The organism is Psychrobacter sp. M9-54-1 (assembly GCF_016613355.1).
GTDB classification, from domain to species: Bacteria; Pseudomonadota; Gammaproteobacteria; order Pseudomonadales; family Moraxellaceae; genus Psychrobacter; species Psychrobacter faecalis.
On the sequence record NZ_JADGFW010000005.1, the window covers coordinates 215600 to 240040 of the forward strand.

Here is a 24441-nt window from a genome sequence, read left to right on the forward strand (position 1 = left end):
GGGTAGAAAAAGCAAGTTTAATCAGGATTAAACAGTTTTAATGAGTTTAGCCAAAAATGCCCTCTATAGGGTTAAGAATAAAGAATAGAGGGCAAGATAAACGCTAGAGAACGGCGTTATTTGCTATCGTTTTTAAAAGATTAACTTTTAAAACAAACTATCAAACTTTAATAACCCACTACCGCGGCATCGACTATACGTGGATCAGAAGAACCATAAACGCCATTTGGGGTAATCATAATCGACTGGGTTGAACCCATCGCTGCTTGCGGGCTTACCTTATGTCCCATTGATTCTAGTTTTTTAATCGTATCAACATTTAAGGCTTTTTCGATACGAATTTCATCGGGCAGCCATTGGTCATGGATACGCGGCGCGTGTGTGGCTTCAGCGATATTCATATCATGATCAATGACGTTGGAGATGACTTGCGTGACGGTAGTAATAATGCGGCTACCACCGGGGCTGCCGGTAACGATATAAGGTTTGCTGTCTTTAAATACCAGCGTCGGGCTCATCGAAGACAACGGGCGTTTATTGGGCTCAACTGCGTTGGCATCGCCGCCGATTAAACCATAACCATTGGGCACGCCGGGTTTCGCAGAAAAATCATCCATCTCATTATTTAACAAAATCCCTGTCCCTTCAGCGACAAGCCCTGTGCCATAAGAAAAGTTCAGCGTATAAGTATTGGCTACAGCATTGCCGTCTTTATCAACGATAGAAAAATGCGTGGTTTGATCGCTCTCGTATGGTAAGGGATTATTCGCTTTAATCGTTGCTGCGGGTGTGGCTTTATTAGGATTAATTAAGCTACGTAGTTTATCGGCATAAGCTTGTGAGGTTAAACCGCTGGCAGGCACGTCAATAAAGTCAGTATCTCCTAAATATTCTGCGCGATCGGCGTAAGCTAATTGCATGGCCTCGCTCATCAAGTGAATGGTTTGGGCGCTGTTTTGACCGTAGTCTTTTAGTGGATAGCCTTCTAAGATATTTAAAATCTGCACGATATGGATACCACCAGAAGACGGCGGCGGCATGGATACAATCTCATAACCACGATAATCGCCTTTAACGGGTACGCGAGCAATCGCCTTGTAATTGGCTAAGTCCTGCAAGCTCATATTGCCACCTGCTTCATTGACGGCTTTGACCAATTTACGCGCGGTTTCGCCTTTATAAAAACCATCAGACCCTTTTGCGGCAATCAGTTTCAGAGATTTTGCCAGCTCAGGTTGACGTAGTAGCTCACCCGGCTGATAGGCGCTGCCATCTGGTTTAAAAAATATCTTTTTGGTACTTGGCCATTTTTGTAAACGGTCACTTAACGCTTCTAATGATTCGGACAAGCCAGCGGTGACTTCAATACCGTTTTCTGCCAGTGCAATCGCTGGTGCCATAACTTGCCCGCGGCTCATGGTGCCGTGATCGTCTAGCGCTTTAAGCAAGCCTGCTACGGTGCCCGGCACGCCAACCGCTAAGCCATGATAGCGGGATAAATCACTGACCGCATTGCCGTCTTTATCGAGATACATATCACGCGAGGCGCTACTCGGCGCTTTTTCGCGATAGTCGAGTGCAACCGTTTTGCCTTGCTTAGCGTCATAAATCATCATAAATCCACCACCGCCGATGTTGCCCGCACGCGGCAACGTAACCGCTAACGCAAAGCCAACGGCGACAGCGGCATCAACAGCATTACCGCCATCTTTTAAAATCTTTAAGCCGATATCAGAGGCAAGCGCTTCTTGGGTGGCGACCATGCCGTTTTTTGCCCAAACAGGGTGATGAATGGCGTCTTCAGAATAGATAGCTTGGTCGGTTTTGGCTGTCTTGCCACTAACGACGGCTGTGCCTGTGGCGGTAGTGGGCGCTAGAGTAGAGGATTTCGATTTTGTAATGCGCTGAGTCTCGGACAATACAGTCGGATTATCAGCCATAATCGCTAAATTAATCGCACTGGTATTAATCGAGGTTGGATTAATAGTGGTTTTTGCGGTCGTAGGTTTGGTTTCTGCGGCATAAGCAGAGACAGAAATTAATAGAGTGCTGCTTATCAATAAGATAGCAGTTTTGATTTTTGTTTTATAACGAGAAGTATCACCGTGAACGTTTTGATGGATTTTTGAGAGTGATTGGCGCATCGTAAATTCCTTTTTACGTAGATAAGAAGATAAGGTCTTATTGTGCTTGCTATTCATGAAATACACAAATTGCTTCAACTAAAAATAATGCAAATATTCATCATTGTATGACAACGAAAATTTGTTATGAGCTTTACTTTAGCAAAATCTCTAGAGGTTATTATGAATAAACCAATCGTCAAATTTTAGATTGTACCAAAGGCTTAGACATTATTAATGAAAACTATAAAGCGCATATTTGCTTGTGGTAAAGACCCTTGTATACAGAAAGAGCATATTTGATGGCGATTTTTTAATTTTTGCAATAACAACAATGCATTAGCTTTTAGAGAATTGAGAGCGCTTCAATATTTATCTAAGCAGCTTATCATTTTTGCTGAAAATAATTCCTTTGCGTTACTAATCTGTAATATATTGTGTTATAAATAGCAGCCTTAATACTGCCTTCACAATTGTTTATCAGCTTGGATAAAGGGATTTTTATGTCACCGCTTAGCTCTTCTAAACGCACCTTGCCGCCTCATTTTCAAAGCTTGGTAGCTCAATCATTCACAAATTATAAAAGGTCTTCTACTAAGTTTGCTGTCTGTGTGCTTTATACGCTTACTGCTGCAAGTGCCACCGTGACGTTAATGGGTTGTCAAACGACGACAGGCTTATCATCACAGTCCAATTTATCCATGACAGGCATAGATTTTAGTATTGCTGATACTCAGCAAAACCAAACTCAGGGCAAAATGTTTAATAACAAATTGGATAAGAATGCTGAACGTTATCAGCGTTTATTTGACCAAACTAAAAGCCCAAACCCAGAAGTGCAAGCTAAGGCACGTCTACTGAGCGCTATTCGTCAGCATTTAGCGTCGGAGCACGTGTCAGTATCGCAGGCTAATTATCATTCAACTCCCTATATTAAAGCCGATAGTATTGACGCTGGCTCAAGCAGTTTTTTTAGAACATTGCTCGAGCTGTATCTTTATAACAGTGCTACTGATGAAGATATTAATGAGTATGAAAATCTAGCAGAAGCAGATGAGGCGGCGGTCGAAGAAGACATTGACGGCTATAATGATATTGAGGATAACGATCAGGTTTATAGTGGCGATTCTGCCTTTGAAGCGGTGGCTGCCGCCGTCGCTGCGCGCACTGCCGAAGAAGAGCGTCATTACGATGAGTATGGCTATGATCAAAATGGCTATGATGAGGAAGGTTATGATCAAAACGGCTACGACGAATATGGCTATGATAGTGAAGGTTATGATGAATATGGTCACGATAAGTATGGTTACGATACAGAGGGCTATGACGAGAATGGCTACAATGAATACGGCAATCAGAGAGATGATAGTCCATACGAGAGCGACGCTGGTGGTTTGTTATCTAATTTAAGTCGCGTCAAATCAAAAGATTGGTTACGTAACTATGAAGACATGCAAGCCAGTAAAACGGCAAAGGGTATTCAAGATGAAAACGCTGTTCGTGCTTATCCGGGGTTAATGACCAATCTTATCAATATGTTTATCCGTACCCCTGAACAAGTTCAGGCAATGAATGCCTACCATTATCAATACCTGACTCTCAATAGCGTCAGTCATTATAAGCCCAAACAAAAGCAGCTACAGAGTGTCTACAGCTACGACTATGTTGCGCCGACCATCCATTCATCGATTCAACTACCGCTTGCTCTTGATTTTAACAAAGGGGCAGCGACGATCGATCCATCGGCATTGATGCCTATCTTGGCGCTAGCCAATCCTGAGCATACGCCGTTACCCGAGCAAATGACTACCCATACGGTGAATTTTGGTTTACCTGAAGCGGTTACTTCTATTGCTCAAATACCGCCAAGCGTTATTTATGATGCGGTCGTTAACGCCGTACAAAACAGTATGGCGGAATTAGAGCCAGAATATTTCAGTGCTGTAGATATACGGGATGATGAGTTTGCTAAAGAGGTAGGCGCTGATAGGGCGGTTAAAGTCTATTTTGGCAGTCGTCAAAGCGGCGAGATGATAGGTAAAATATTTAAAAACATCTCACGCTCGCTGCAAAAGCATATTGACCAAAATCCACAAAACTATCCTGATGATCATGTGTTGAAAGCTGCGATTGCTAAGATGGAATTATATAACAAAGGCTATCAAAGTGCAGATGTTGGCGGATTGCTACAGCTGATAGAAGCGGTGAGTCCTATTTCTTTTAATCATATTAATTACTATTATTTAGATGGCTCAGACCATTTATTGGCAAAACAGCAACGAACCAATATCGGCAGTGACTTTTTTGGTTCACAAAACACGGTCTTGAATCAGACGCGCTATGATAATGCCAGCTTTAATAAACACCCATTAGCGACATTGTTGGCACAGTCTTTTGGCGCAGAGGCACCGGTCGCTATCGATGGCAATGCTTGGCTTGCAGCACAGCGTCAGCAAAAAGAGAGGTTAGAGAAAGCACGTTATGCGCGTTATGATTATGTGGAAGCAACTGAGGCAGGAGTAACTGAGGAAAGTGTGGATTATGCTGATGATGATGCCACAGACACAGCAGAAGACACCTTGTTTTAAGCCCCTCGTTTGATGATAGGCGCTGATACGCTGATATATTTTCAGTATCCATCATCGTCGCCCAACGCTTAGCAACATATAACGCTTAGCAAAATATAACGCCTTTCAAGGATAGAGAAAATGAAAAAATTAAATGTGGCCTTATCCATTAATACAGCAAAGCAGATAAATCCCTTGTGCTCTAAATCAATGATGACGATAAGCTCTTTATTTTCTAGTGCATTGGTTTCTAGTACATTAGTTGCCAGTACATTATTGATAACGGCTTGCCAGTCTACCAATGTATCTAACAATCTTGGTCAATCAAAAAATTTACAGGCAGATAATGCGCCAAGCGTTGCAAAAAACGCATTGGCCAGCGCATTACAACAGCAGCGCCGCCAGTCTTTTGCTTATCATAGTAATATTGAGATTAGTAATGAGCATCAATTTACAGCTATCGATAGCACAAAACTGGTGGCATCAGACGATGTTGATAGCTATTGCGAAGATAATCACGATCAAGCTTATGCAGCCTTATTAACAAAGGCAGAAGCACAGAAAAAAGAGGTTGCGTCGATTGATTACGCGCCCCAGCGTGAGGCACTTAAGCAATCGTACCTAGCCTGCTCAGCAGCCTATGAAGCATGGGCTGAGGTCCACTATGATAGTACGGCTTATAGCGTTGAGGAAGCAGCGGAGGACGTGGTAGACGCGGCGGCCGAGGTCGCGGTGTCAGCATCATCTGCTATAGATTCTGCTAGCGCCGCTACCATCTCACCTTATTACCAAAAGCTATTTAATGAATATGACAGCAAAAAATCTACACTAGATATCAAAAAATCGCAATTACTGGATGCTTATCTGCTAAAGCCATTATCTATGAATGCGCAGGGTGTTTATCAGCCGCTGGCAGGCAAGTTTACCATGCTGGGTAGTGCGCAGTATTCGGCGCGTAACCATCATAGTAGTATCAATCAACCTATTTATATCGATTTTAAAACTGGTAGCCTCTATCTGTGGGCGGACAATTTTGCTTTGCTGACATCAAAGCTGGCCGATGATAAGTTGGGCACCAAATGGCAAAATAAATGGCTAAAAATAGCCCTTGATGATGGTACGTTACCGAAAGATTTTGGTCGTGCCGTAATAAAAAGCCACATTCAAGCAGAAGACAGCATCTATGCCAAAGCTGATGTGAGCCAGTTTGATTTTATTGCCCCAAATATTTTGACGTCGCTATCACCCAAATTACCTGAAAAGCAGCTAGCACCCATGCTCAATAGTGCCAAAATCATTCGCCGTGTCCAAAGTAGTGCGAGCGATGAACAGGCATATAAAGACTATATGGGCACCTTCTATAAACTCATCACTCAGCAATATCCTGAGCTGATAACCCAAAATGTTTCTGATACGCAAGATGACCTTTATCCTACGGACAGTAAAATCACCAGTAAATCGATGGTCAAACAAGTTTTAGTAAAAATGAAAGATTTTGCTGATGATAAAATGCTGAGAACACAAGAAACAGGTTTACTCGAAACACACTCACCAACTTTATCTGCAGCTGCAAATCTGCCTGTGCAAAAATTATACGGTTTTAGTAAAGGCGGTCAATTGCAATGGCAGCACAGTCGCCATTACCTATCAACCGATGCCAGTGATGAAACAAGTGGTGAGTCAAATGGTGAGTTGAGTATGGAAACCACAAAAAAGAGCAGTCTCATTGTCGATGCCCTTACGCAATATATGCCTATCCGTGCTCAAGATAAGGCGTTTCCCAACTTACCGAGTAACAGTCAGATACCAACCGCCAATAACAGCATTGATTTAAAAGAATATAGCGCTGAGCTTGGCGAGTATTATCGTCAAGGTAATGGTACCGCAATGGGCAAAATGCTCTTTAACATGCTACCAATGTATCAACAGCGTTTTGGTTCGGTAGAATAAGTGTCGGGCGCTAAATTTTAGGTTTATAGTCCATTTAAATGAGTGAAGTACTTATAGAAACAATAAAAAAAGAAACAATAAAAAAACGCACCGGTTAACCGATGCGTTTTTTAGAATATATCTTTTAAATATAATATTTTTCATTAAGAGTGGCCGTCAATGACACATCTTACTGCCAGTACTGACCTTACTGCTGGTGTTTGCTGTGCATCTGACGGTTTTTTGAACCATGATGACCTTTTGCTTTTCTTTCTAATTTTAATTGCGCCATTTTTTGACGTTGTTCAGGCGTTAGCACTTGTGCGATAGCATGCTCAGTTTGCACGCGTTCAATAAAGCGCTGCTTGGTTTTTGCCGCTTGTTGATCGGCTAGGCGGTTAACTGCTGCGGCATCTAAGGTTTTGGCATTGGTCAACGTTTGCATTTGTTGTTGCATTTGCGCGCGCTCTGCTTGATATTTGCTACGGTCGTTTTTACGATTATTATATTTTTCTTGCGTAATGGCTTTGATTTGCGCCTGCTGCGTCGCTGTCAAATCTAGCTGCGCCATAGTGCCTTTCATGCCACCCTTATGTATACCACCTTTACGCATGCCGTCTTTCATGCCAGCTTTATGCTGCTTTTGCATGTTAGTCGTTGTTGCTGGCGTCGTATCGGTGGTGGCGTTGACACTGGTACAGCCCGTAACCGTTAAGACGCTAGATATCGCGAGTACTGAGCCTATCAATAATTTTTTCATTATCATTACCTTAATAGTTACCTTAAATTATGGAGCAAACGTTAATTATTACGAAAAGAGGTTTTTTATCTGATAATTAATGATTAGCAAGTGTCCCGGATAGCCACTATGAATCATTAATTGCCATCAGTATTTGTTGCTGATAGCCGCTATCATACGACAGCTAGAAGTTGCGAACATTTATGAAATATTAAGAAAGGTAACGTTTGTGGCGCATTGATGGATGCTTGCCTGATAATATCAGCCATACTATGGCATGCTTAGAATCATTTGACTGAACAGCAATAAAGTAGAAAGGAGAGGAGGAGGATGGCAAATATTTTATTGGGTGATGATGATGAAGAGTTGACCCAACTGCTGCAAGAGTATTTGCATAATCATGGCATCCAAAGTGACTGTGTGCATGATGGCGAGGCGGTCATCGAACGCTTAAAATCAGCCATGCATGATAGTGCGCCTTATGATTTATTGGTGCTCGATATTATGATGCCAAAGATAGATGGGCTCAGTGTCCTGCGTCAGCTACCAGCGATTAGCGATATTCCAGTGATTATGTTGACGGCAAAAGGTGAGGAGATTGATCGTATTATTGGGCTGGAGCTTGGTGCCGATGATTATATTACTAAGCCTTGTAATCCGCGTGAGCTGCTGGCACGTATTAACGCTGTGATTAAACGTAGCCGTATTACCGCATCGGGTGCTGCCGCCTCAGAGCACTTGCCACTGCCAGAGAGCCGGTTGCATTTGGACCAAAACCAACGACTTTGCCAAATAGATGGCGTTGAGTTACAAGTCACAGGAACAGAGTTTGACTTGTTGGTGGCGTTACTTAAACAAAAAGGCGAGGTGGTCAGCAAAGCGTGGCTGTCACAACATGTCTTACAGCGTGAGTTGCAGCCGTTTGATCGCAGCCTTGATGTGCATGTGTCGCGCCTGCGTAAAAAACTGCAACCTTTTCATGACGAGCCTATCAAGGCAATTCGTGGTAAAGGTTATCAGCTGGTGCTGTAATGACGGACGCATCGATGCTTACCTCGACATTCAAGCCAAGAATCACGCTATTTTGGCGGCTATTTCTCAGTCTATTATTGACGGTACTCATCACCTCTATCATCTCTGTCATGGTAGAACGTTGGCTCAATTGTAAAGAGCTCAGCGCTCGGATGGACGTACAAATTGACAGTCTTTTACTCAAGCGCCAAGAAGTGGTTGCGGCGCTACAGGCTGGTGATTTATTAGCAGTCAGGCAGCTGTACCGGCAAGACCGCCGGCTGATGAGTCAAATCAGGATTTATGATGAGCAGGGCGCTATTATTTTTCCGCGCTATCGCTATAGAGAAGAGCGTCAAACAAACGGTCAGGAAGTGGCGCGTGACTTGCCATCGCATCCCATTTCTGGCAATCGTAGAGCGCATCATGATAAAAATGATAGCGCCTACGAAAAGCCCTCTTTTATTAATGCAATCCTGCATCCAGCGATGCCGAATAGAGAAGTAATTTTTGACCCTAATAATCGCCCAGAACTGGCAGATATCACCGTAGATTTGCCAGACGGGCAAACGGCCATTATACAACTGCGCCCGCACCTGCGTTTTGCTGATGTTCTGGCGCTGCAACGCGGTAATTTTACCGTGCGTTTGCTTCTCATTATTCTGTTTAGCGTGCTGGTCTGCTTTTGGCTCAGTCGTACGCTGACGCAGCGCATTGGTCGAGTTCAAGATACCGTGCACCGTATGATCGATGGCGATTATCAAGCCAATCCGCAGTTATCAACATTGGGCTCTGACGAGCTAGGTTTATTGGCAAAAGATGTGGCTTTATTATCGACTCGATTGGCTGAGAGTGAGCTTGCGCGCAAGCAGATGCTCAGTGATATCTCGCATGAGCTGCGCTCGCCACTGGCGCGCCTTGATGTGGCTACTGAACTGACGCGTGACTTTGCACCCGATGCTAGCCGTTACCTTGACCGTATCGATAAAGAGTCGACACGCATGAATGAGCTGATTGAGCAAATCATTCATATTCAATCTCTGCAAATGCAGCAATATACCATCGATAATCTAGAAAATGATGCCGTAGACATGGTTGAGCTCATCACTGAGATTGGTAAAGACGTTTGTTTTGAGTTTCAGCATAAAGATGTGCGCTGGCAATGGACGCCGCCAGTTGCTTTATCATCGTCATTTGATACGTCTTTGACTGTGCTTGGTAATCAAGAACAGTTGCATAGCGCCCTTGAAAATATCATTCGAAATGCTTTTATGCATACTCCTGCAGATTCGACCGTTACTACTGAAGTCACAAAAGCAAGGGGCGATAATAAAAGAGATGCCATTCAAATTAGCATCACAGACGAGGGCGGCGGGGTAGCAGAAAAAGACTTAGAGCGTATTTTTCAGCCCTTTGTACGCCTTGATAGTGCTCGCCACAGGGAAACAGGTGGCTATGGGTTGGGATTGGCCATCGTCCATGCGGTCGTTGTCGCTCATAAAGGCCAAATTAATGTTTGTAACCGCAAAGATGGTATTCAAGGCTTGGTGGTACAGATAGTGCTGCCTATTCAATAAAAGTAAACAATATTTATTACGCCTTTAAATTCATAGAATTAGGAAGAATTAGCGTACCAGAATAACAGGCGATAAGGTGCTGGCAATGATTTCTGTCGTGGTACTGCCCAAAAATAAATGCTGAAGCTTAGAGCGTCCATAAGCGCCAATGACGATGATATCGATGTTGTTTTCAAATTGAAAGCTGAGTAAACCCTCAACCGCATCAAGTTCTAAGAGCTGATGGGTATCGACGCTAAAACCCGCTGCCTGTAAGTGTGCAGCCGCGTTATCAAGGCTTTTTTTAGAGGCTTCGTTATGATGGCCGACCATGACGATATGACCTTGTAAGCCTTTTAACAGGTTGCTCTTTGCAAGCACGTGTATGGCATTTATCGCCGTTTTACTGCCATCAAATGCCACCATATATGACTGCGGCTCTTTAAATTTTTCTGAACAAATCAACACCGGTATGTTCGAGGCGCGGGCGACCGTTTCGATTTGACTGCCGATATTGATACGACTGTTTTTATGGTCCTCACCGCGCCGTCCCATGACTATGGCGCGATTTTTTTCCTGAAAATGCTCAATCGCTGGCAGCAGTTTACCGCGGCGTTGATAAATGCAAACCTTCATATTTTGAAAGCCATTTTGAATATGACTTTTTGCATCTTGTACCAAGGCATTGCTGTAGTTGTTGACCACCTGCGCCCTTTGCTCATCGAGTTCCGATAACTCATCGAGCAAAAACTGGCGACTATTAATGCCAATAGCACCTGATAAATCGCGTCTGACCGAAGCTGCTACGTCGCTTACGTGCAATAAAGCTACTGAGATATCCAGTTTGCTTGCGTACCACGCGGCATAATCACAGACTGAGCCAGTCACCGCTGAACCATCAATACAAGCCAAAACGTGCTCTTCCGTTATCATAATCTGTCCTTAGTTTTGCATTTATCTTTTGATAAGCCGACCTTTTCATCACATTAAAAATGATCTAGTAGGGGTCATCATCTTACCTCAAATATAGTCATGGCAAGATTAAAGCGCTAGGTTTTAAATGCCTTTTTATAAATATAATTTTCTTTAATTATAGAACAATATTTCACTAAAAAATATTGGTTCTACTAGAATTATAATTAAATATCAGGTTTTATGGCTGATATAAAATAATCTTCTATTTAAAAACACGGTCACTTTTTAGAGAGTGTTAAATAAGCACACAAATTACAAACCAACTCTTAATTCCTGAAGATTTATAGTTAATAGTTATACGATTATTAAAGTAAGAAAAATAATATTTATGTTTATTCTTATCATTTTATTTAAAATAAGCGCTATCTTTTAGATGTTTGCATTTGCTAACTCATTAAAAGTCAAAGATATAATTCTCTTTAACACCAAGCGCTTATCTAGGTTTCTCATAAGTTTGGCGGTTAAGCACCCTCTACCCTTATTAGACTTCCACCAAGACTAAAATTAATCTTAGAGTATTTTTAAAATTTAGTTAATAGTATTTTTAATTACTGTATAGTTATTTGAGTTTTTTTAACTTTATATAGCTAAAAATCTTCAAGTTATTGCTTTAAAAATAATCAAAAAACAAATCTTATCTCTTGTAATTTTATGAACTATTATTGTCTAATTAAAGTAGTCTTTAAGGACGTAAATTAAAATTTAAGACAAGCAACTTGTCTTTTATACCAAAGTTGTTAATATACTCCATTGTATTTTATTGCTGTTTCGGTATCAAACGTCTCATTATTTTGAGGGTTTGGTGTTAATAGGGAAGTTACTAGGAAAAAAGGTATGAGTGCAATTAGCCACGAAGAGCGCGTTCGTCACGAAAGTTTGCGTGAAAAAATCATGTCAGCAGAGCAAGCAGCAACATTTATCTTGCATGATATGAATGTTGGAATGAGCGGTTTCACAGGAGCAGGTTATCCAAAAGCCGTCCCAGCTGCGTTAGCAGAGCGTATAAAAGCGGCGCAAGCTCGCGGCGAAGAATTCAAAATCGGTTTATTAACCGGCGCATCGACCGCTGCAGAATGCGACGGCGTCTTGGCTGAAGCCAATGGTATCAAGATGCGCACGCCTTATCAGTCAGAGCCTGCGCTACGTAAGCAAATCAACGCTGGTGAAACGCATTATTTTGACATGCATTTATCACACGTCGCTCAGCAAAGCACCTTTGGTTTTTATGGTGACATGCACATGGCGGTGGTTGAAGTGGCCGGTATTTTGCCAGATGGTCGCCTGATTCCATCTACCTCTATCGGTACCAATAACGCATGGTTGCACAATGCCGATCAAATTATTTTAGAAGTAAATAGCCGCCAAAGCTTATTGTTAGAAGGTATGCACGATGTTTTTGATGACATTGGTTTGCCGCCGCATCGTAAACCGATTCCGATTACCACACCGGGTGAGCGTATTGGCGAGCCGTACCTAACTTGTGATTTGGATAAAGTCGTCGCCGTGGTCTTAACCGATTCACCGGACCGCAATAGTAAGTTTGCCGATCCTGATGAGTGCTCAACCAAAATTGCCGGCTACATTATCGACTTTTTCCATGAAGAAGTGAAAAAAGGTCGCATGCCAGCCAACTTATTACCGATTCAATCTGGTGTAGGTAACGTTGCCAATGCAGTATTGGCGGGCTTACAAGCCAGTCCGTTTGAAAACTTAACTGGCTATACCGAAGTATTGCAAGACGGTATGTTAGATTTGATTATGTCAGGAAAAATGACCCAAGCGTCGGCAACGGCGATGTCGTTAAGCCCAGAGGCGTTGGCGCGTTTTAATGCCAATATTGAAGAATTGCGCAAACGTATTATTTTGCGCCCACAAGAAATCACCAACCATCCTGAAGTATCGCGTCGTCTTGGCGTGCTCGCTATCAATGCGATGATTGAGTGTGACCTTTATGGTAATGTCAACTCAACCCACGTCATGGGTACCAATATGATGAATGGTCTGGGCGGCTCTGGCGACTTTGCGCGTAACGCCTTTACCTCAATGTTTGTCAGCCCGTCAGTTGCTAAAGGCGGCGCTATTTCATGCATCACGCCGATGGTGTCACACGTTGACCATACCGAGCATGATGTGATGGTTGTTGTCACTGAGCAAGGTTTGGCGGACTTGCGCGGTTTATCACCGCGTCAACGCGCGCAAAAAATTATTGATAACTGTGCGCATCCAGACTATCGTCCAATGCTACAAGATTATTATGATCGTGCTGCACAGACGGCTGGCATGCAAACGCCGCATTTGCTCGATGAATCTTTATCTTGGCATCAGCGTTATGTTGAAACCGGCGATATGCGCGTCAAAAAAGGTTTGGCTTTGGCGGTTTAGGTTTCAGTGCTTAACTAAATACTTACTGAAAGGCTTAACGCCAAAATCAGCGCCGTAGCTGATGACACAATGAAAAACACCGCTTGTCTGTTAGTAGATAAGCGGTGTTTCTTTGTCTTTTAGATACAGGTAAATTTAAAAGTAAAGGTTACAAGTATGATTTTTAAATGCTTAACTATGGCTGTTTAAATACTCAATCAATGGCTCGATGCCAGAGTCGGCAACCCCAACGCCTTGGGCGACCAAACGACCGTCTTTATCTAATACAGATATCAGATTAGAGTGGTTAATATCACCATTATCGGCAAATTGATATTTGATATTTAAGGTGTTGGCAAGCATGCGGGTGCTGGCTTCATCGCTACGAATCAAGCGCCAGTTATCACCAAGATTATTATGCTCAGCAAAGTTTTTCATCACATCGACGGTATCACGCTCAGTGTCCAAAGTCGCCAGTAAAAACTCCGTTTGCGCACGTGCTTCAGGCGTCATCTCTTTGTACATCTGTTTCATGGATTGCACCAAGATAGGGCAGGTATGCTGACAGCTGGTATAAGCCATCACCACCACTTGATTTCTGCCCTCAAGCTTATCAAGCTCAAAGGTATTGCCACGATGGTCTGTCCAGTCGCCGCCTGCCTGATAGATAGAATACTCTTGCCCGAGCGCTTCTGCTGGTTCTTGGGCATTCATATCGGCATGATTCATCTGTTGATGATCCTTACCTTTCATGTCGTGATGATTATCTGTCGCGACTTTAGATTCAGAAGTAGTATCAGCTTGACTGTCTTGCGTCGTCGCCGAGTTAATCGCGTCAGGATTGCTACAGGCGAGTAAGCCAATACAGAGCCCAGTAGTCAAAGCCAGTTTGATAGCATAAGCCAGATGAGACAATGGCTGAGTTACTGTATTTTTTGGACTTGTATTTTGCAATCTTGTATTTTGCATAATTTTTATTGTTTTCATAAGGCAATCCTTAAATACCATTAAATTCAATTGAGCATAAAAAGTAGGGCGCTGTGTTAAAAGGGTGCTAGGTTAAAGTAGAGCGCTATGTTAGGGCAAGTTAATTACTAGCACAGCGAAAACCTAGGCTGCTGACCGTGTATTTGGCTTCTAAGCTTGAGCGAAAACCATAGCGCATAAAGGCTGCATAATCACTTGGGTCGACCGCACCTGCTGCACCCGAGCCACAAAACATTTCTTGGTTTAGATTGCTGTCTGAACGTGATTCGCCAGTGACCAAGCTATTATTAAAATTCTCTGTCCATTCCCAAATCAAACCGTGCATGTCTTTGACGCCCCAATAGTTGGCAGGGCTTTGTCCGACATCGGCAAGCTGGTCTTTGTTGCCAGCAGACTTACCATACCAATCAAGAATGCGCTGGTTGTAACCGGCCTCCAAGCTGCCATTTTTATTGCTAGTAGAAGCTTGTGCGACATATTCCCACTGTTCAACCGTTGGTAAGCGCTTGTTTTGCGCACGGCAATACTGATTGGCGGCATACCATGACACATTGACTACAGGCTTACGGAAATCCGCCTTTTTAGGCACAGAGATATTTTTGGTATTGATCCAGTGCTTTAGATAACCAGAATCGGCAAAAATAGGTGCAATGGCACGTTGGCGAAACTTTGGATTTTCTTTTATAAATTGATAAAACTGTATATTGGTGACGGGTAGCTCATCAATTTTGAATGTATCGACTGCCACCAATGGTGAGTTTTTGCTCAAATATAAAGGACGATAAGTACCGGGCTCAATGGTCAGCTCTTTTGCTTGCGTTTGCGTGCTTATCAACGCAAAGTCGGTTGTGACGCTCAGAGCACTAACGACCAATAACAGTGCGAGCGGGCGAGCGGTTGTATGCACAATATTCCGAGCGTTCATATTTAGAGTGTTGTTTTTTTGAATCTCAATGCTGCGAGTGTTGCTTTTGCGAGTGTTAGTAATGTAAGTCCATAACATAACTAATCTCCTAGTAAGCCAAAAAAAGGACGGTGCCAAACGCTTGTTCAATCAGATACTGTATTGAAAATGACTGTTCAATGAGAGTTTTTTCATCGAACAGTCTAATTGCAACCCTATTAACTAGCGTAGCTTTCTAGGTTATTTACGAGCAGCTTTGACCTCTTCTGGCGTCACTTCACCACCTTTATTGCCCCAACTGTTAATAATATAAGTAACGACGTTGGCGATTTTTTCATCATCTAGGGCAACAGCTGGCATGACACTGTCGTACTCCTCGCCGTTGACGGTAATTTTACCCGTTAAGCCATGCAAGATAGCATCGACGGCGCGTTTTGGGTCTTGGTTGAGGTAGTCAGACTTGGCCAATGGTGGGAAGGCTTTTGGTATACCAGCACCATTTAATTGGTGACAAGCCGCGCAGTTACTAGCGTAAATAGACTCACCCATTTTAATTCTTTCTTGCTTGTTGGCAGCGGTCACGACTGGCGCAGGAGCATTGGTTTTACCAAGACTTTGTGCCGCTGAGCCTTCAGGTAAGTAGACGTCTTCACGCACTTTTCCTGAATATATTTTCTTGTCCTCTGCACCTTTGACATCGATGATACCAAGCGCACCTTTGTTAAATGCCCGGAAAATAGAGTGGTCAACCATTACAAGCTCGCCTGGGACATCTACTTTGAACTGGGTAATCGCGGCGCCCCCTGCAGGGATAAGGGTGGTTTGAACATTATGGTTTTCAGCGCTACCGCCTTCCATATTGACCTTGTCAAATATCTCACCAATCACGTGGAATGAGGACACCAAGTTAGGACCACCGTTACCAACGAATAGACGAACCGTTTCACCGACGTTGGCTTTCAATGAGTTTTCACCGGTGAGCGCCCCAACTGAACCGTTAAATAACACGTAATCTGGCTGCTCTTTTACCGCTTTTTCCATATCAAAAGGCTGCAGTCCTTTATCGCCATAGTTGCCTTTGGTATAAAAATCGCCCTGCATGACATAAAACTCACGATCAACCTTTGGTAAACCGCCTTCTGGCTCAACCAAAATCAGACCATACATACCGTTTGCGATGTGCATACCGACGGGCGCTACCGCACAGTGATAGACATATAGGCCTGGCTTTAAGGCTTTAAAGTTAAACTCTGAGGTATAACCAGGAGAGGTAAACGAAGAAGCAGCGCCGCCCCCTGGACCTGTCACCGCATGTAAGTCAATATTGTGCGGCATTTTTGAATCAGGGTGGTTTGATAAATGGAACTCAATTTCATCGCCTTGACGTACGCGAATAAATTGTCCTGGTACCTGACCGCCAAATGTCCAGAAGTTGTACTCAACGCCATCTGCTAGACGCATGGTTTTTTCTACAGTTTCCATTTTTACGATGACTTTTGCCGCATAGTCACGATCGATGGGTGGTGGTACTTCAGGCGCATGGGTGATAACCGCATCAATCACTGGGAGCTCGCCATTTTTGGTGGTTGGCGCTTTGCTGTCTTTTGTGGTTTGAGTGGTTTCCGCGCTGGTTGCTGTGGCCTTATCAGGGGTTGATTTATCACAACCGACCATTCCTACCGTACCAAGAGCAAGAAGACAAGCTAAGGCAAGTTTAGAATAGCTGAGGGCTTGAGGCTGAGAGGTTGTAGAGTTAAAAAGACGCATAAGGCTCTCCAAAAATTGAAAATAAGTGGCTCATTTAACAAAGCTCGATTTATATCGGTTATTATCATCCTAGCGGTAATAGTTGGAAAAAGCAAAAATCACTATAGAATGATAAGATTTGACAATAAAATTATAAAAGCGGTGAGCTTCTAAATTGGCTTCCATAAGATGTATTTTAAATGAATGTTTATAAATAAGCGAATTATTTGAGCAATATTTGTTCATGCTTTTTATACTGATGAGTTATAAATTTAATTAGGTGTTCTTAAGATTTGATGCACTAGAAAAGAGAGGAGTAAAGACTTTAAGAATTAAGATTTAAACGCTGAGATAGGTTTTTTAGGATTTGAAAATTCTGCTCGAAATTAGGGCGTGTCATCAATTAAGCCAAACGACACAAGAAACTAAGTGAATGGCACTAAGGAAATGACTGGCTAACTTATCATAGCGAGTGGCAATCGCACGATACTGCTTAATCTTGGCAAAGAAGTTCTCTATTAGGTGCCTCGCTTTATAAAGCTCTTTATCGAAGTCTCTTGGCTGCAGCCGATGACACTTAGATGGTATAACTGCATTACCTTGCACTGCTTTAATCGGTTCAATAACGCGGGCATCAGCATCGTAAGCTTTATCGGCAAGCCACGTTTGGCTAATACTGACATCAAGCAATTCATCTGAGCCACACAGGTCATGAGCTGCCCCACCTGTTAGATAAAAGCCAGTAGGATTGCCTAATGCATCTGTTCGAGTATGTATTTTAGTCGTCAGTCCACCTTTGCTGCGTCCAATGGCTTGATCCCTTTTTTTCCAGCACTGTGCTGGTGGGCTTTAACAATCGTGGCATCTAGCATGGCATATTCGTCATCGGATTGTTCAGAGAGTTGATTAAAAACCTGCTTCCATACGCCTTTTTTTGACCAGCGACTAAAACGAGTATGAATCACTCTGAAGTCGCCAAAGCGTTCAGGTAGGTCACGCCAAGGTATGCCGGTCTTGTAACGGTACAGAACCGCTTCTACGAACAAGCGGTTATCCTTTGCAGTAATACCAACGTCACTTGGTTTACCAGGTAGAATGTCTTTAATTCTCTCCCATTGGTCATCACGTAGGGCATGTCGTCTTGTCATAGTCATTGAGCTCAAATTCCTAAATACGATCTAAGTATAGCTTATTCTGAAATATCTATGCTAATTGATGACACGCCCTAGTAAAGCTAAGTGGTTATTAAACTTAGCTATTATATTAAGTTGGGGTAGTATTGTAAGAGTAATAAGCAGTTTATATTCAACGCTGATCGGAATTTTTGTCATTATTGCTATTTTTTCGATAAGACAAGCGCCGCTTGATGAGTAAACCGATAATAACAACCACGATTGATACACAGATGACCTTAGAATAGGGGGCTAACACGCCTGCGACAGCGTCATAGTTTTGACCCAAGTAATACCCAGCTAGTGCCAATATCGCGGTCCAAATGCTGGCGCCTAAAGCGGTTAGCACCAAAAACGGTAATAACGCCATTTTATTCATACCGGCAGGGATGGAAATTAGCGAACGCACGCCCGGCACCATACGCCCAAAAAACACTGCCATTTTGCCATGTTTGTCAAACCATGCATTGGCATCGGTGATGTCAGTAGGTTTTATAAACACGTATTTGCCGTACTTTTCAGTGAACTCGACCAAGCGCGGCTCATCGAATTTATGACCCAAATAGTATAAGGGTAGCGCACCCAGTACCGCGCCAAGCGTCCCAGTTAAAATGACCAAGACAATGCTCATATCGCCTTTAGAAGCGGCGAAGCCAGCAGCGGGCATGATAACCTCAGATGGAATAGGCGGGAAAACGTTTTCAGCAAACATGGCAAATATAATGCCAAAGTAGCCAAACTTTGCCATGATGCCGAGTACCCATTCACTCATTTGATCCATGTAAATCCTAAATAATTGACAAATTGATGGCTGTCAGCTTATAACAGCCATCAGCTGATAAAAACTATCGACTAGTAAAGGTAATGGTTTTTGTGCCGTTTGTAGACGGCTGGCTAATGGTTACTTTACTGTCTAAAATATCGCCGCGCGCATTGATTTTATAACATTCTGACGAGCTACCATTAGGATCGTTACTGAGTAGTAAGTTAGCCGAGGTTTCTATACAAAACCACGCGGTATTATTGCTGTCTCTGGTTAAAGACCAATCTTGATTATAAGTGCCTATTTTTTTGCGCATGCTTCTATCGGCATAGACATCTTCAGTAATCAATTTGCTTGATGAACCAACCGTTGCCATTTTGGGAATGGTTGTGGTCTGATTAGAGATCGAGTATTTACCTGAGCTGTCAGTGAAACCATGGAATACCAATGGATTAAGGGTAAAGTAATTAATGGCGACTGATTGATCAGTGACTTGATTGTTGACTTTATTAATGGTATTTACTTCAGCGCCTTGGACTTGTTTATTGTTAAATACCATGCTGCCTTTGGGCGTGACTTTGATGTCAGCAGAGGCGGTTTGATTGCCAACGTTTGCCACCAAGCTTTGACTGCGGGCTTTGGTGTAAATATTGAGAATGGCCGCTTCAACGGGATATTGAGTGACAATATTGTTTGAATTGCCCGGCGTGGTGCCACCGTTCATGCCGCCTGCACAAGCGCTTAAGCCTACCGATACCGCGATAACTAATCCTAATTTTTTCATGGTGTATTTCCTCGATTTATTTGAGTTTTCTTTATTTAAATAATTATTACCTGCCTACTATAATCGAATTTTTAAGCGCTGACAGCTGCCGTGTATCCTTGTACCTGTCATTCTTACATCATTATAACAACCGATGATTTTGCAGAAATTTATTGAATAAATGGGCGATAAGAACTACTAGCCAATTAAAACAGGATTAATAGGTGTTTTTACTGTTCATACCTCCTTAGTCTGTTATCATTTCGTCCTGCAAAAACGCCAGTTTTACTCTATAAGCACCATTCGTTAGGACGTTAAAATGATCGTCAAGCAAAAGCCAAGCGCCATCAAACTGCTTTTTACCTTGCGTGGCTCCATTCTGCCCAAGGTCTATCCGCAGATTTTGCTCATTAGCTTAATTAGTGCCTTTATTACCAATATCCAGCATGGGTTTCCCAGCTCTTTTTCTTCTTATAGCGTCGCGCCGTTTACCTTGCTTGGGATTGCCTTATCGCTGTTTTTAGGTTTTCGCAATAACGCCAGTTATCAACGCTGGTGGGAAGCTCGAGGGCTATGGGGGCAATTGGTCTATGATACGCGCAGCTTTACTCGTCAAGTGCTGTCTTATATAGATGATGAGGGTGAGAAAGGGCGCGATAGCCAGCGCCGATTGGTGTATCTGAGCATCGCTTTTACCCATGCGCTGCGTCATCGACTACGTGACAGTGCGCCTTGGCAAGATGTTGAGCGCTTTGTCGAACCTATGCATCATACCAGCATGAAGCAGGCGCAAAATTTGCCGGATTATCTGCTGCGTCTGCTTGGTAAGGAGCTTGGCTATTGTCGGCAGCAGCGCTTGACGTCAGATCTTATGCTGCAAAATATGGACGAGCGCATCAATTCGATGACGGTGGTATTATCCGCCTGTGAGCGTATTCATAGCACGCCATTGCCGTTTGCTTATACGTTACTGGTGTATCGCACGACGTATTTGTACTGCTTTATGCTGCCTTTTGGTCTGGTTTCTTCTTTAGGCTGGGTGACGCCTTTGATTTGCGGCGTTATTGCTTATACCTTTTTTGGTTTGGATGCGCTCAGTGAAGAGTTGGAAGAGCCTTTTGGGCTGGCTGCCAACCAATTACCGCTGACCGCTTTATCCAGGAATATCGAGATTAATTTGCTAGAAGCCTTGGGTGAAACCGAGTTGCCGCCAAACATCATGGCTAAAAACGGCTATTTGCAATAATCTTTTTATCATAAAATGAGTATGGCAACAAAATTTATGCTATTAACATTTACGTCATAAAAAAGACCACTCGATTGAGCGGTCTTTTTCATTTTACCTTGTCATCATTACTATTAAATGCTGTTTAAAAAGCTTAGCAGCGTTTGTTGTTGCGTGGCAGGTAATTGTCTAAAGCGTGTCTTGGCGCTTTCTGCTTCACCGCCATGCCAAAGTATTGCTTCTGTCAAACTGCTGGCGCGACCATCATGCAAAAACCGTGCTTCTGGGTCACGTGCGACAATACCAATGCCCCACAATGGCGGTGTACGCCACTCATGACTTTCGGCATTCTTTTCTTTGACGCCGTCATCTAAGCCTTTGCCCATATCGTGCAGCAATAAATCGGTATAAGGGTAAATGGTTTGCTGGGCGAGCAGCGAAAAGCGCACACTCGTGCCCGTTTTTTGTTTTGGCGTATGACAGCTCGCACAGCCCAATTGGGTGAACAGCTGCGCGCCTTTATTAAAGGTCGATAAATCAGCCACTCGGCGCTCAGGCACTGCCAAGGCAGTCATAAAATCGGTCACCGCATCCAAGCTGCTGTCTGAAACCTCAGGCGTGCCGCCATTGGGCGCTGTCCAACAAATCGGCTGATTGGCTGTGCAATTGGGATCCATAAATACGGAAGTGGTCAAACCCATATCTTGTGACATGGCATTGGCGTTTTGGGTACGCAGGCTTGAGTTAATCGCCTTCCAACCAAAGCGGCCAATGCGCCGCTGTTTGCCATCCTGTACCCAATGTACGCGCCCACTGATGCCGTCGTTATTGTTATCGTCAGGGTCAGCTGCCGCAATGATATCCGCCTCAGGAATCAAGTCGAGCAAACCCATGCCGACCAATTGCGGTGAGATACGCCCACTGATAGCGGTATCTCCCAGCGGCTGATTGGGGTCGGTGGCGCTAAAGTCAAACTGGATACCGGTAGGTTGGTTGCCATTACTCGCTGTGATGGTGTAGCGCATTTTACCTTCGGCTGCGATGCTGGTATCGATACTTTGATGTTGCATTTGCTCGCCGTAATAAGTGTGCGCAAGCCCTTGTTTGTTGCCGAGCCTAAATAATATGGCGTCACTTAGCTCACCATTTGCCGCATAAATGGGTTTGCGTCCTTCAGCACTATGGCACTGGGTACAGGCATTGGCGTTAAATAAGGGTCCAACGCCATCAAAGAGCACGCGCCCTTGATTGGCTGGTGTCCATTCGGTGATAAAGAGCTCACGACCTGGCGATACGCCGCCCAAGGCACTGCTTGGCAGATTAGGCATAATCTGTAAAAATGGCCTTGAGATATCGGCAGCGATGGTCGCGTTGCCACCGGCTGGTAGCCAGTTGCTATCAGTTGCAGGATTGTTCGGGCTGTCTGGGTTGTCAGGTGAAGTTGGCGGCGTAGGCTGGCTAGGTAAATTCGGGGTGTTAGAGCTGTCATTGTTTGAGTTATCTGAAGCGTCTGAGCCGCCACAAGCGCTTAGTAGTAAAGTTACCGTTAAACAAAATAGCGCACGGCGTATGACAGGGAATAAAAGAGTAGAGAGAGGATTTGAAAGGTTTGGTGAGCAGTGATTTGGTGAATGAGGCAGTAGAGACATGGTAAGACCTAAAATGGCTAAAAATATCATTTATTAAATTATGAAAAAAAATACCAAAGATGAGTAAGCAGAAATTAACAAAACCATAATTTAACAAGGGCAACATGAATTTGGCTGCCCTTGTTCACTACATTTGCTATTGCATACTCATGTTAAAGATAAGTCGCGTTTATAGCTGGCTTGGTAAATTGACTGGCATAGGAGTGTTATACATCCAAACGTGGGTAGTGTCTTTATTACCGAGTGAGCCCTCAAAGCTCCAACCCCATGTAAAGAGTTGACCGTCTCTATGCGAGGTATTGGTATTAGTATTGGTATTTTGCTGCAGAGGTTTTTCATGGGCGATCAAGTGCATGACGCCCATCGCCATATTGTCGATATTTTTTAAGTTAGGTAATTTATTGGTCGGCTCATCTAAATCCTTATAGACAGTTTTGCCTGCGCTATTTGTTTCCCCAAACATACCCCACGCATAAAGGATACCGTCTGTCGCTGAGCCATTTTCTGTTGTTCCATTGTTCGATGGCACATCGTCCAGCAGCGCATAGCTGGCATTGCCATTGGCATAGATACGGCGAATATTTTTATCAGTAAACCATGGAAGTTTGGTTGGCTTAACAATGGTGCTTTTCCAAGCGCTTTGAGTGCCTTTGAAATGCTTACCGTTATAACCTATTTGGCTACTGGCATTAAGCCCCCAAGCGTAGACCGCTTCCTTATTGGTTAGCGCCAATACATGGTCGCGTCCAGCGGCAAGTTGGGTCACTTTTTCAGTGCCAATGCTTGGGTCAGAGGCAAGCTGAGGAGTAGGGACAATAGCGTTAGTAGTATTGACGTCAACATTGGTATGGGCATTGGTATTGCCGCTCAGAACATCAATACGAATCGGCCTTGCATTAACATTGATACAGTTATTGGCTTTGTTACATTCTTGCCCGCGACCTAGATTGGCATAGGCGTCGCTGCCCCAGCCCCAAACTTGACCTTTATCATCTAAGGCGTACGAGCTATTGGCACTGGCCACCACTTGCACGATATGCCCGATGTCAGCGGCTGCTGAAAAATCAACCTTAACCGGGGTGCTGCTCTCTATCGTTGTCGCATTACCAAGCTGTCCTTGGGTGTTGGCACCAAACGCCCAGACGCTGCCGTCTTTGGTCAGTACTAAGTTATGATTGTAACCTGCCGCTACCATCAGCGCATTATCAATACCAGCGATAGCATCAATATCTAGGCGGCAGTCTTCGGTCTTACTACAAGTGTTGCGACCAGTCTTACCGCGTCCTAATTGCCCAGAAATATCTTCGCCCCAACTATAAACCTGACCTTTAGCATCTAGCGCCAGCGAATGATTTTGATTAAATTTAATAGACACCAGATCTTTTGGCGCACTGTGCATCAGCATGGGGGTAGCTGGATGACCCATGACGTCGGCAATTTTTGTCGTCATTCCCAGACCCGTTTGCCCAAAATTATTGCGCCCCCAACCATACAGTTGTCCATCGCGCAGAGCAGCCGTATGTGAGCCACCCGCCGCGACAGTATCGCCCAGATAGACAGTTTTGGTCGAGCGCATGATGTTGCCGTTATTATCTGTGGCTTCTAAAGTGATTTTATTGCTACCCAATGCCAATAAAATACGCGCGTCAAAATCCCCGTTTGTATCAAAGTCTAAGCTTTGCACTGGCTCTTCGTTGCGCTTATATGTCAACGATTTGATGCCACTGCTATCTTGCACTTGCCCAGAAACAAATATTGCCGCCACCGCGCTATAGCCATCGGTAAAATTGCTATCAGTGGTCAAAAGTGGCGGCGTTCCATCAATGATTGTGGTGTCATCAGAATCATTGCCACAAGCAGTTAGCATCAAAGTCGCGCTGATAAGTGCCACTGCTTGGCTAAGACGGGATAAGCGCATAAAAACCTCAATAAATGATCAATAAAAGAATAGGTGTTTAAATATAGGAAATA

General features: G+C 43.7%; 16 protein-coding genes and 1 pseudogene. 6 read left to right on the forward strand and 11 right to left on the reverse strand.

Features of this window, described 5'->3' with window-relative positions; all coding sequences use genetic code 11:
- Positions 1-167: 167 nt before the first annotated feature.
- The gene (gene ggt, locus IQ457_RS03075) at positions 168-2144 is read right to left on the reverse strand and encodes a gamma-glutamyltransferase (RefSeq protein ID WP_200662026.1); all 1977 of its coding nucleotides are present in this window, start codon (positions 2142-2144) and stop codon (positions 168-170) included.
- 482 nt (positions 2145-2626) lie between these two features.
- Between ggt and IQ457_RS03080 the strand changes: the two genes are divergently transcribed.
- Positions 2627-4711 carry a hypothetical protein gene (locus IQ457_RS03080; RefSeq protein ID WP_200662027.1) on the forward strand — a complete coding sequence of 695 codons (2085 nt, stop codon included), beginning with the start codon at positions 2627-2629 and terminating at the stop codon, positions 4709-4711.
- Between the two features lie 120 nt (positions 4712-4831).
- Positions 4832-6640, forward strand: a complete 1809-nt coding sequence (locus IQ457_RS03085; RefSeq protein ID WP_200662028.1) for a hypothetical protein — start codon at positions 4832-4834, stop codon at positions 6638-6640.
- Between the two features lie 187 nt (positions 6641-6827).
- Here the strand turns inward: IQ457_RS03085 and IQ457_RS03090 are convergent, their stop codons facing one another.
- Positions 6828-7379, reverse strand: a complete 552-nt coding sequence (locus IQ457_RS03090) for a Spy/CpxP family protein refolding chaperone (protein ID WP_200662029.1) — start codon at positions 7377-7379, stop codon at positions 6828-6830.
- 309 nt (positions 7380-7688) lie between these two features.
- Between IQ457_RS03090 and IQ457_RS03095 the strand changes: the two genes are divergently transcribed.
- Both IQ457_RS03095 and IQ457_RS03100 read left to right on the forward strand, forming a co-directional pair.
- Entirely contained in the window at positions 7689-8390 is a 702-nt protein-coding gene (locus IQ457_RS03095) for a response regulator transcription factor (protein WP_102076776.1), read from the forward strand.
- A 14-nt stretch (positions 8391-8404) separates the two neighbouring features.
- Complete coding sequence (locus tag IQ457_RS03100) at positions 8405-9946, forward strand: sensor histidine kinase (RefSeq protein ID WP_242465332.1); 1542 nt, start codon at positions 8405-8407, stop codon at positions 9944-9946.
- Positions 9947-9994: 48 nt separating this feature from the next.
- Here IQ457_RS03100 and IQ457_RS03105 read toward each other — a convergent pair whose 3' ends face one another.
- On the reverse strand, positions 9995-10858 hold the full coding sequence (locus IQ457_RS03105) for a universal stress protein (RefSeq protein ID WP_102076778.1): 864 nt from the start codon (positions 10856-10858) through the stop codon (positions 9995-9997).
- An 876-nt stretch (positions 10859-11734) separates the two neighbouring features.
- Between IQ457_RS03105 and IQ457_RS03110 the strand changes: the two genes are divergently transcribed.
- The gene (locus IQ457_RS03110) at positions 11735-13282 is read left to right on the forward strand and encodes an acetyl-CoA hydrolase/transferase family protein (RefSeq protein WP_200662031.1); all 1548 of its coding nucleotides are present in this window, start codon (positions 11735-11737) and stop codon (positions 13280-13282) included.
- A gap of 171 nt (positions 13283-13453) precedes the next feature.
- Here IQ457_RS03110 and IQ457_RS03115 read toward each other — a convergent pair whose 3' ends face one another.
- The 6 genes and pseudogenes from IQ457_RS03115 to IQ457_RS03140 form a co-directional block, all read right to left on the reverse strand.
- Positions 13454-14248 carry an SCO family protein gene (locus tag IQ457_RS03115; protein WP_200662032.1) on the reverse strand — a complete coding sequence of 265 codons (795 nt, stop codon included), beginning with the start codon at positions 14246-14248 and terminating at the stop codon, positions 13454-13456.
- Between the two features lie 100 nt (positions 14249-14348).
- Entirely contained in the window at positions 14349-15251 is a 903-nt protein-coding gene (locus tag IQ457_RS03120; protein WP_242465333.1) for a formylglycine-generating enzyme family protein, read from the reverse strand.
- A 141-nt stretch (positions 15252-15392) separates the two neighbouring features.
- Positions 15393-16919 (reverse strand): copper-containing nitrite reductase, encoded by a 1527-nt coding sequence (nirK, locus tag IQ457_RS03125; protein ID WP_242465334.1) that lies wholly within the window; start codon positions 16917-16919, stop codon positions 15393-15395.
- 378 nt (positions 16920-17297) lie between these two features.
- Positions 17298-18046, reverse strand: a pseudogene (locus IQ457_RS03130) (IS5 family transposase).
- 157 nt (positions 18047-18203) lie between these two features.
- Positions 18204-18851 carry a DedA family protein gene (locus IQ457_RS03135; protein WP_200662033.1) on the reverse strand — a complete coding sequence of 216 codons (648 nt, stop codon included), beginning with the start codon at positions 18849-18851 and terminating at the stop codon, positions 18204-18206.
- A 64-nt stretch (positions 18852-18915) separates the two neighbouring features.
- Positions 18916-19617, reverse strand: coding sequence for a hypothetical protein (locus IQ457_RS03140; RefSeq protein ID WP_200662034.1), 702 nt, complete (start codon positions 19615-19617; stop codon positions 18916-18918).
- Positions 19618-19915: 298 nt separating this feature from the next.
- Here IQ457_RS03140 and IQ457_RS03145 point away from each other — a divergent pair, with 298 nt between their 5' ends.
- The gene (locus IQ457_RS03145) at positions 19916-20842 is read left to right on the forward strand and encodes a bestrophin family protein (RefSeq protein WP_200662035.1); all 927 of its coding nucleotides are present in this window, start codon (positions 19916-19918) and stop codon (positions 20840-20842) included.
- Between the two features lie 113 nt (positions 20843-20955).
- On the opposite strand, the gene IQ457_RS03150 is transcribed toward IQ457_RS03145, so the two are convergent.
- Together IQ457_RS03150 and IQ457_RS03155 are read right to left on the reverse strand one after the other, a co-directional pair.
- Positions 20956-22470: a di-heme oxidoredictase family protein gene (locus tag IQ457_RS03150; RefSeq protein WP_200662036.1), complete on the reverse strand. Its 1515-nt coding sequence runs from the start codon at positions 22468-22470 to the stop codon at positions 20956-20958.
- A gap of 169 nt (positions 22471-22639) precedes the next feature.
- Positions 22640-24388: an RCC1 domain-containing protein gene (locus IQ457_RS03155; RefSeq protein ID WP_200662037.1), complete on the reverse strand. Its 1749-nt coding sequence runs from the start codon at positions 24386-24388 to the stop codon at positions 22640-22642.
- Positions 24389-24441 lie beyond the last annotated feature (53 nt).

Coding starts and splice junctions, on each gene's coding strand:
- IQ457_RS03105 (WP_102076778.1), bottom strand. CDS start 10,858: ATGATAACGGAAGAGCACGTTTTGGCTTGTATTGATGGTTCAGCGGTG.
- IQ457_RS03140 (WP_200662034.1), bottom strand. CDS start 19,617: ATGAAAAAATTAGGATTAGTTATCGCGGTATCGGTAGGCTTAAGCGCT.
- IQ457_RS03135 (WP_200662033.1), bottom strand. CDS start 18,851: ATGGATCAAATGAGTGAATGGGTACTCGGCATCATGGCAAAGTTTGGC.
- nirK (WP_242465334.1), bottom strand. CDS start 16,919: ATGCGTCTTTTTAACTCTACAACCTCTCAGCCTCAAGCCCTCAGCTAT.
- IQ457_RS03120 (WP_242465333.1), bottom strand. CDS start 15,251: ATGTTATGGACTTACATTACTAACACTCGCAAAAGCAACACTCGCAGC.
- IQ457_RS03085 (WP_200662028.1), top strand. CDS start 4,832: ATGAAAAAATTAAATGTGGCCTTATCCATTAATACAGCAAAGCAGATA.
- IQ457_RS03090 (WP_200662029.1), bottom strand. CDS start 7,379: ATGAAAAAATTATTGATAGGCTCAGTACTCGCGATATCTAGCGTCTTA.
- IQ457_RS03155 (WP_200662037.1), bottom strand. CDS start 24,388: ATGCGCTTATCCCGTCTTAGCCAAGCAGTGGCACTTATCAGCGCGACT.
- IQ457_RS03110 (WP_200662031.1), top strand. CDS start 11,735: ATGAGTGCAATTAGCCACGAAGAGCGCGTTCGTCACGAAAGTTTGCGT.
- IQ457_RS03100 (WP_242465332.1), top strand. CDS start 8,405: ATGCTTACCTCGACATTCAAGCCAAGAATCACGCTATTTTGGCGGCTA.
- IQ457_RS03095 (WP_102076776.1), top strand. CDS start 7,689: ATGGCAAATATTTTATTGGGTGATGATGATGAAGAGTTGACCCAACTG.
- IQ457_RS03080 (WP_200662027.1), top strand. CDS start 2,627: ATGTCACCGCTTAGCTCTTCTAAACGCACCTTGCCGCCTCATTTTCAA.
- IQ457_RS03150 (WP_200662036.1), bottom strand. CDS start 22,470: ATGTCTCTACTGCCTCATTCACCAAATCACTGCTCACCAAACCTTTCA.
- ggt (WP_200662026.1), bottom strand. CDS start 2,144: ATGCGCCAATCACTCTCAAAAATCCATCAAAACGTTCACGGTGATACT.
- IQ457_RS03115 (WP_200662032.1), bottom strand. CDS start 14,248: ATGAAAACAATAAAAATTATGCAAAATACAAGATTGCAAAATACAAGT.
- IQ457_RS03145 (WP_200662035.1), top strand. CDS start 19,916: ATGATCGTCAAGCAAAAGCCAAGCGCCATCAAACTGCTTTTTACCTTG.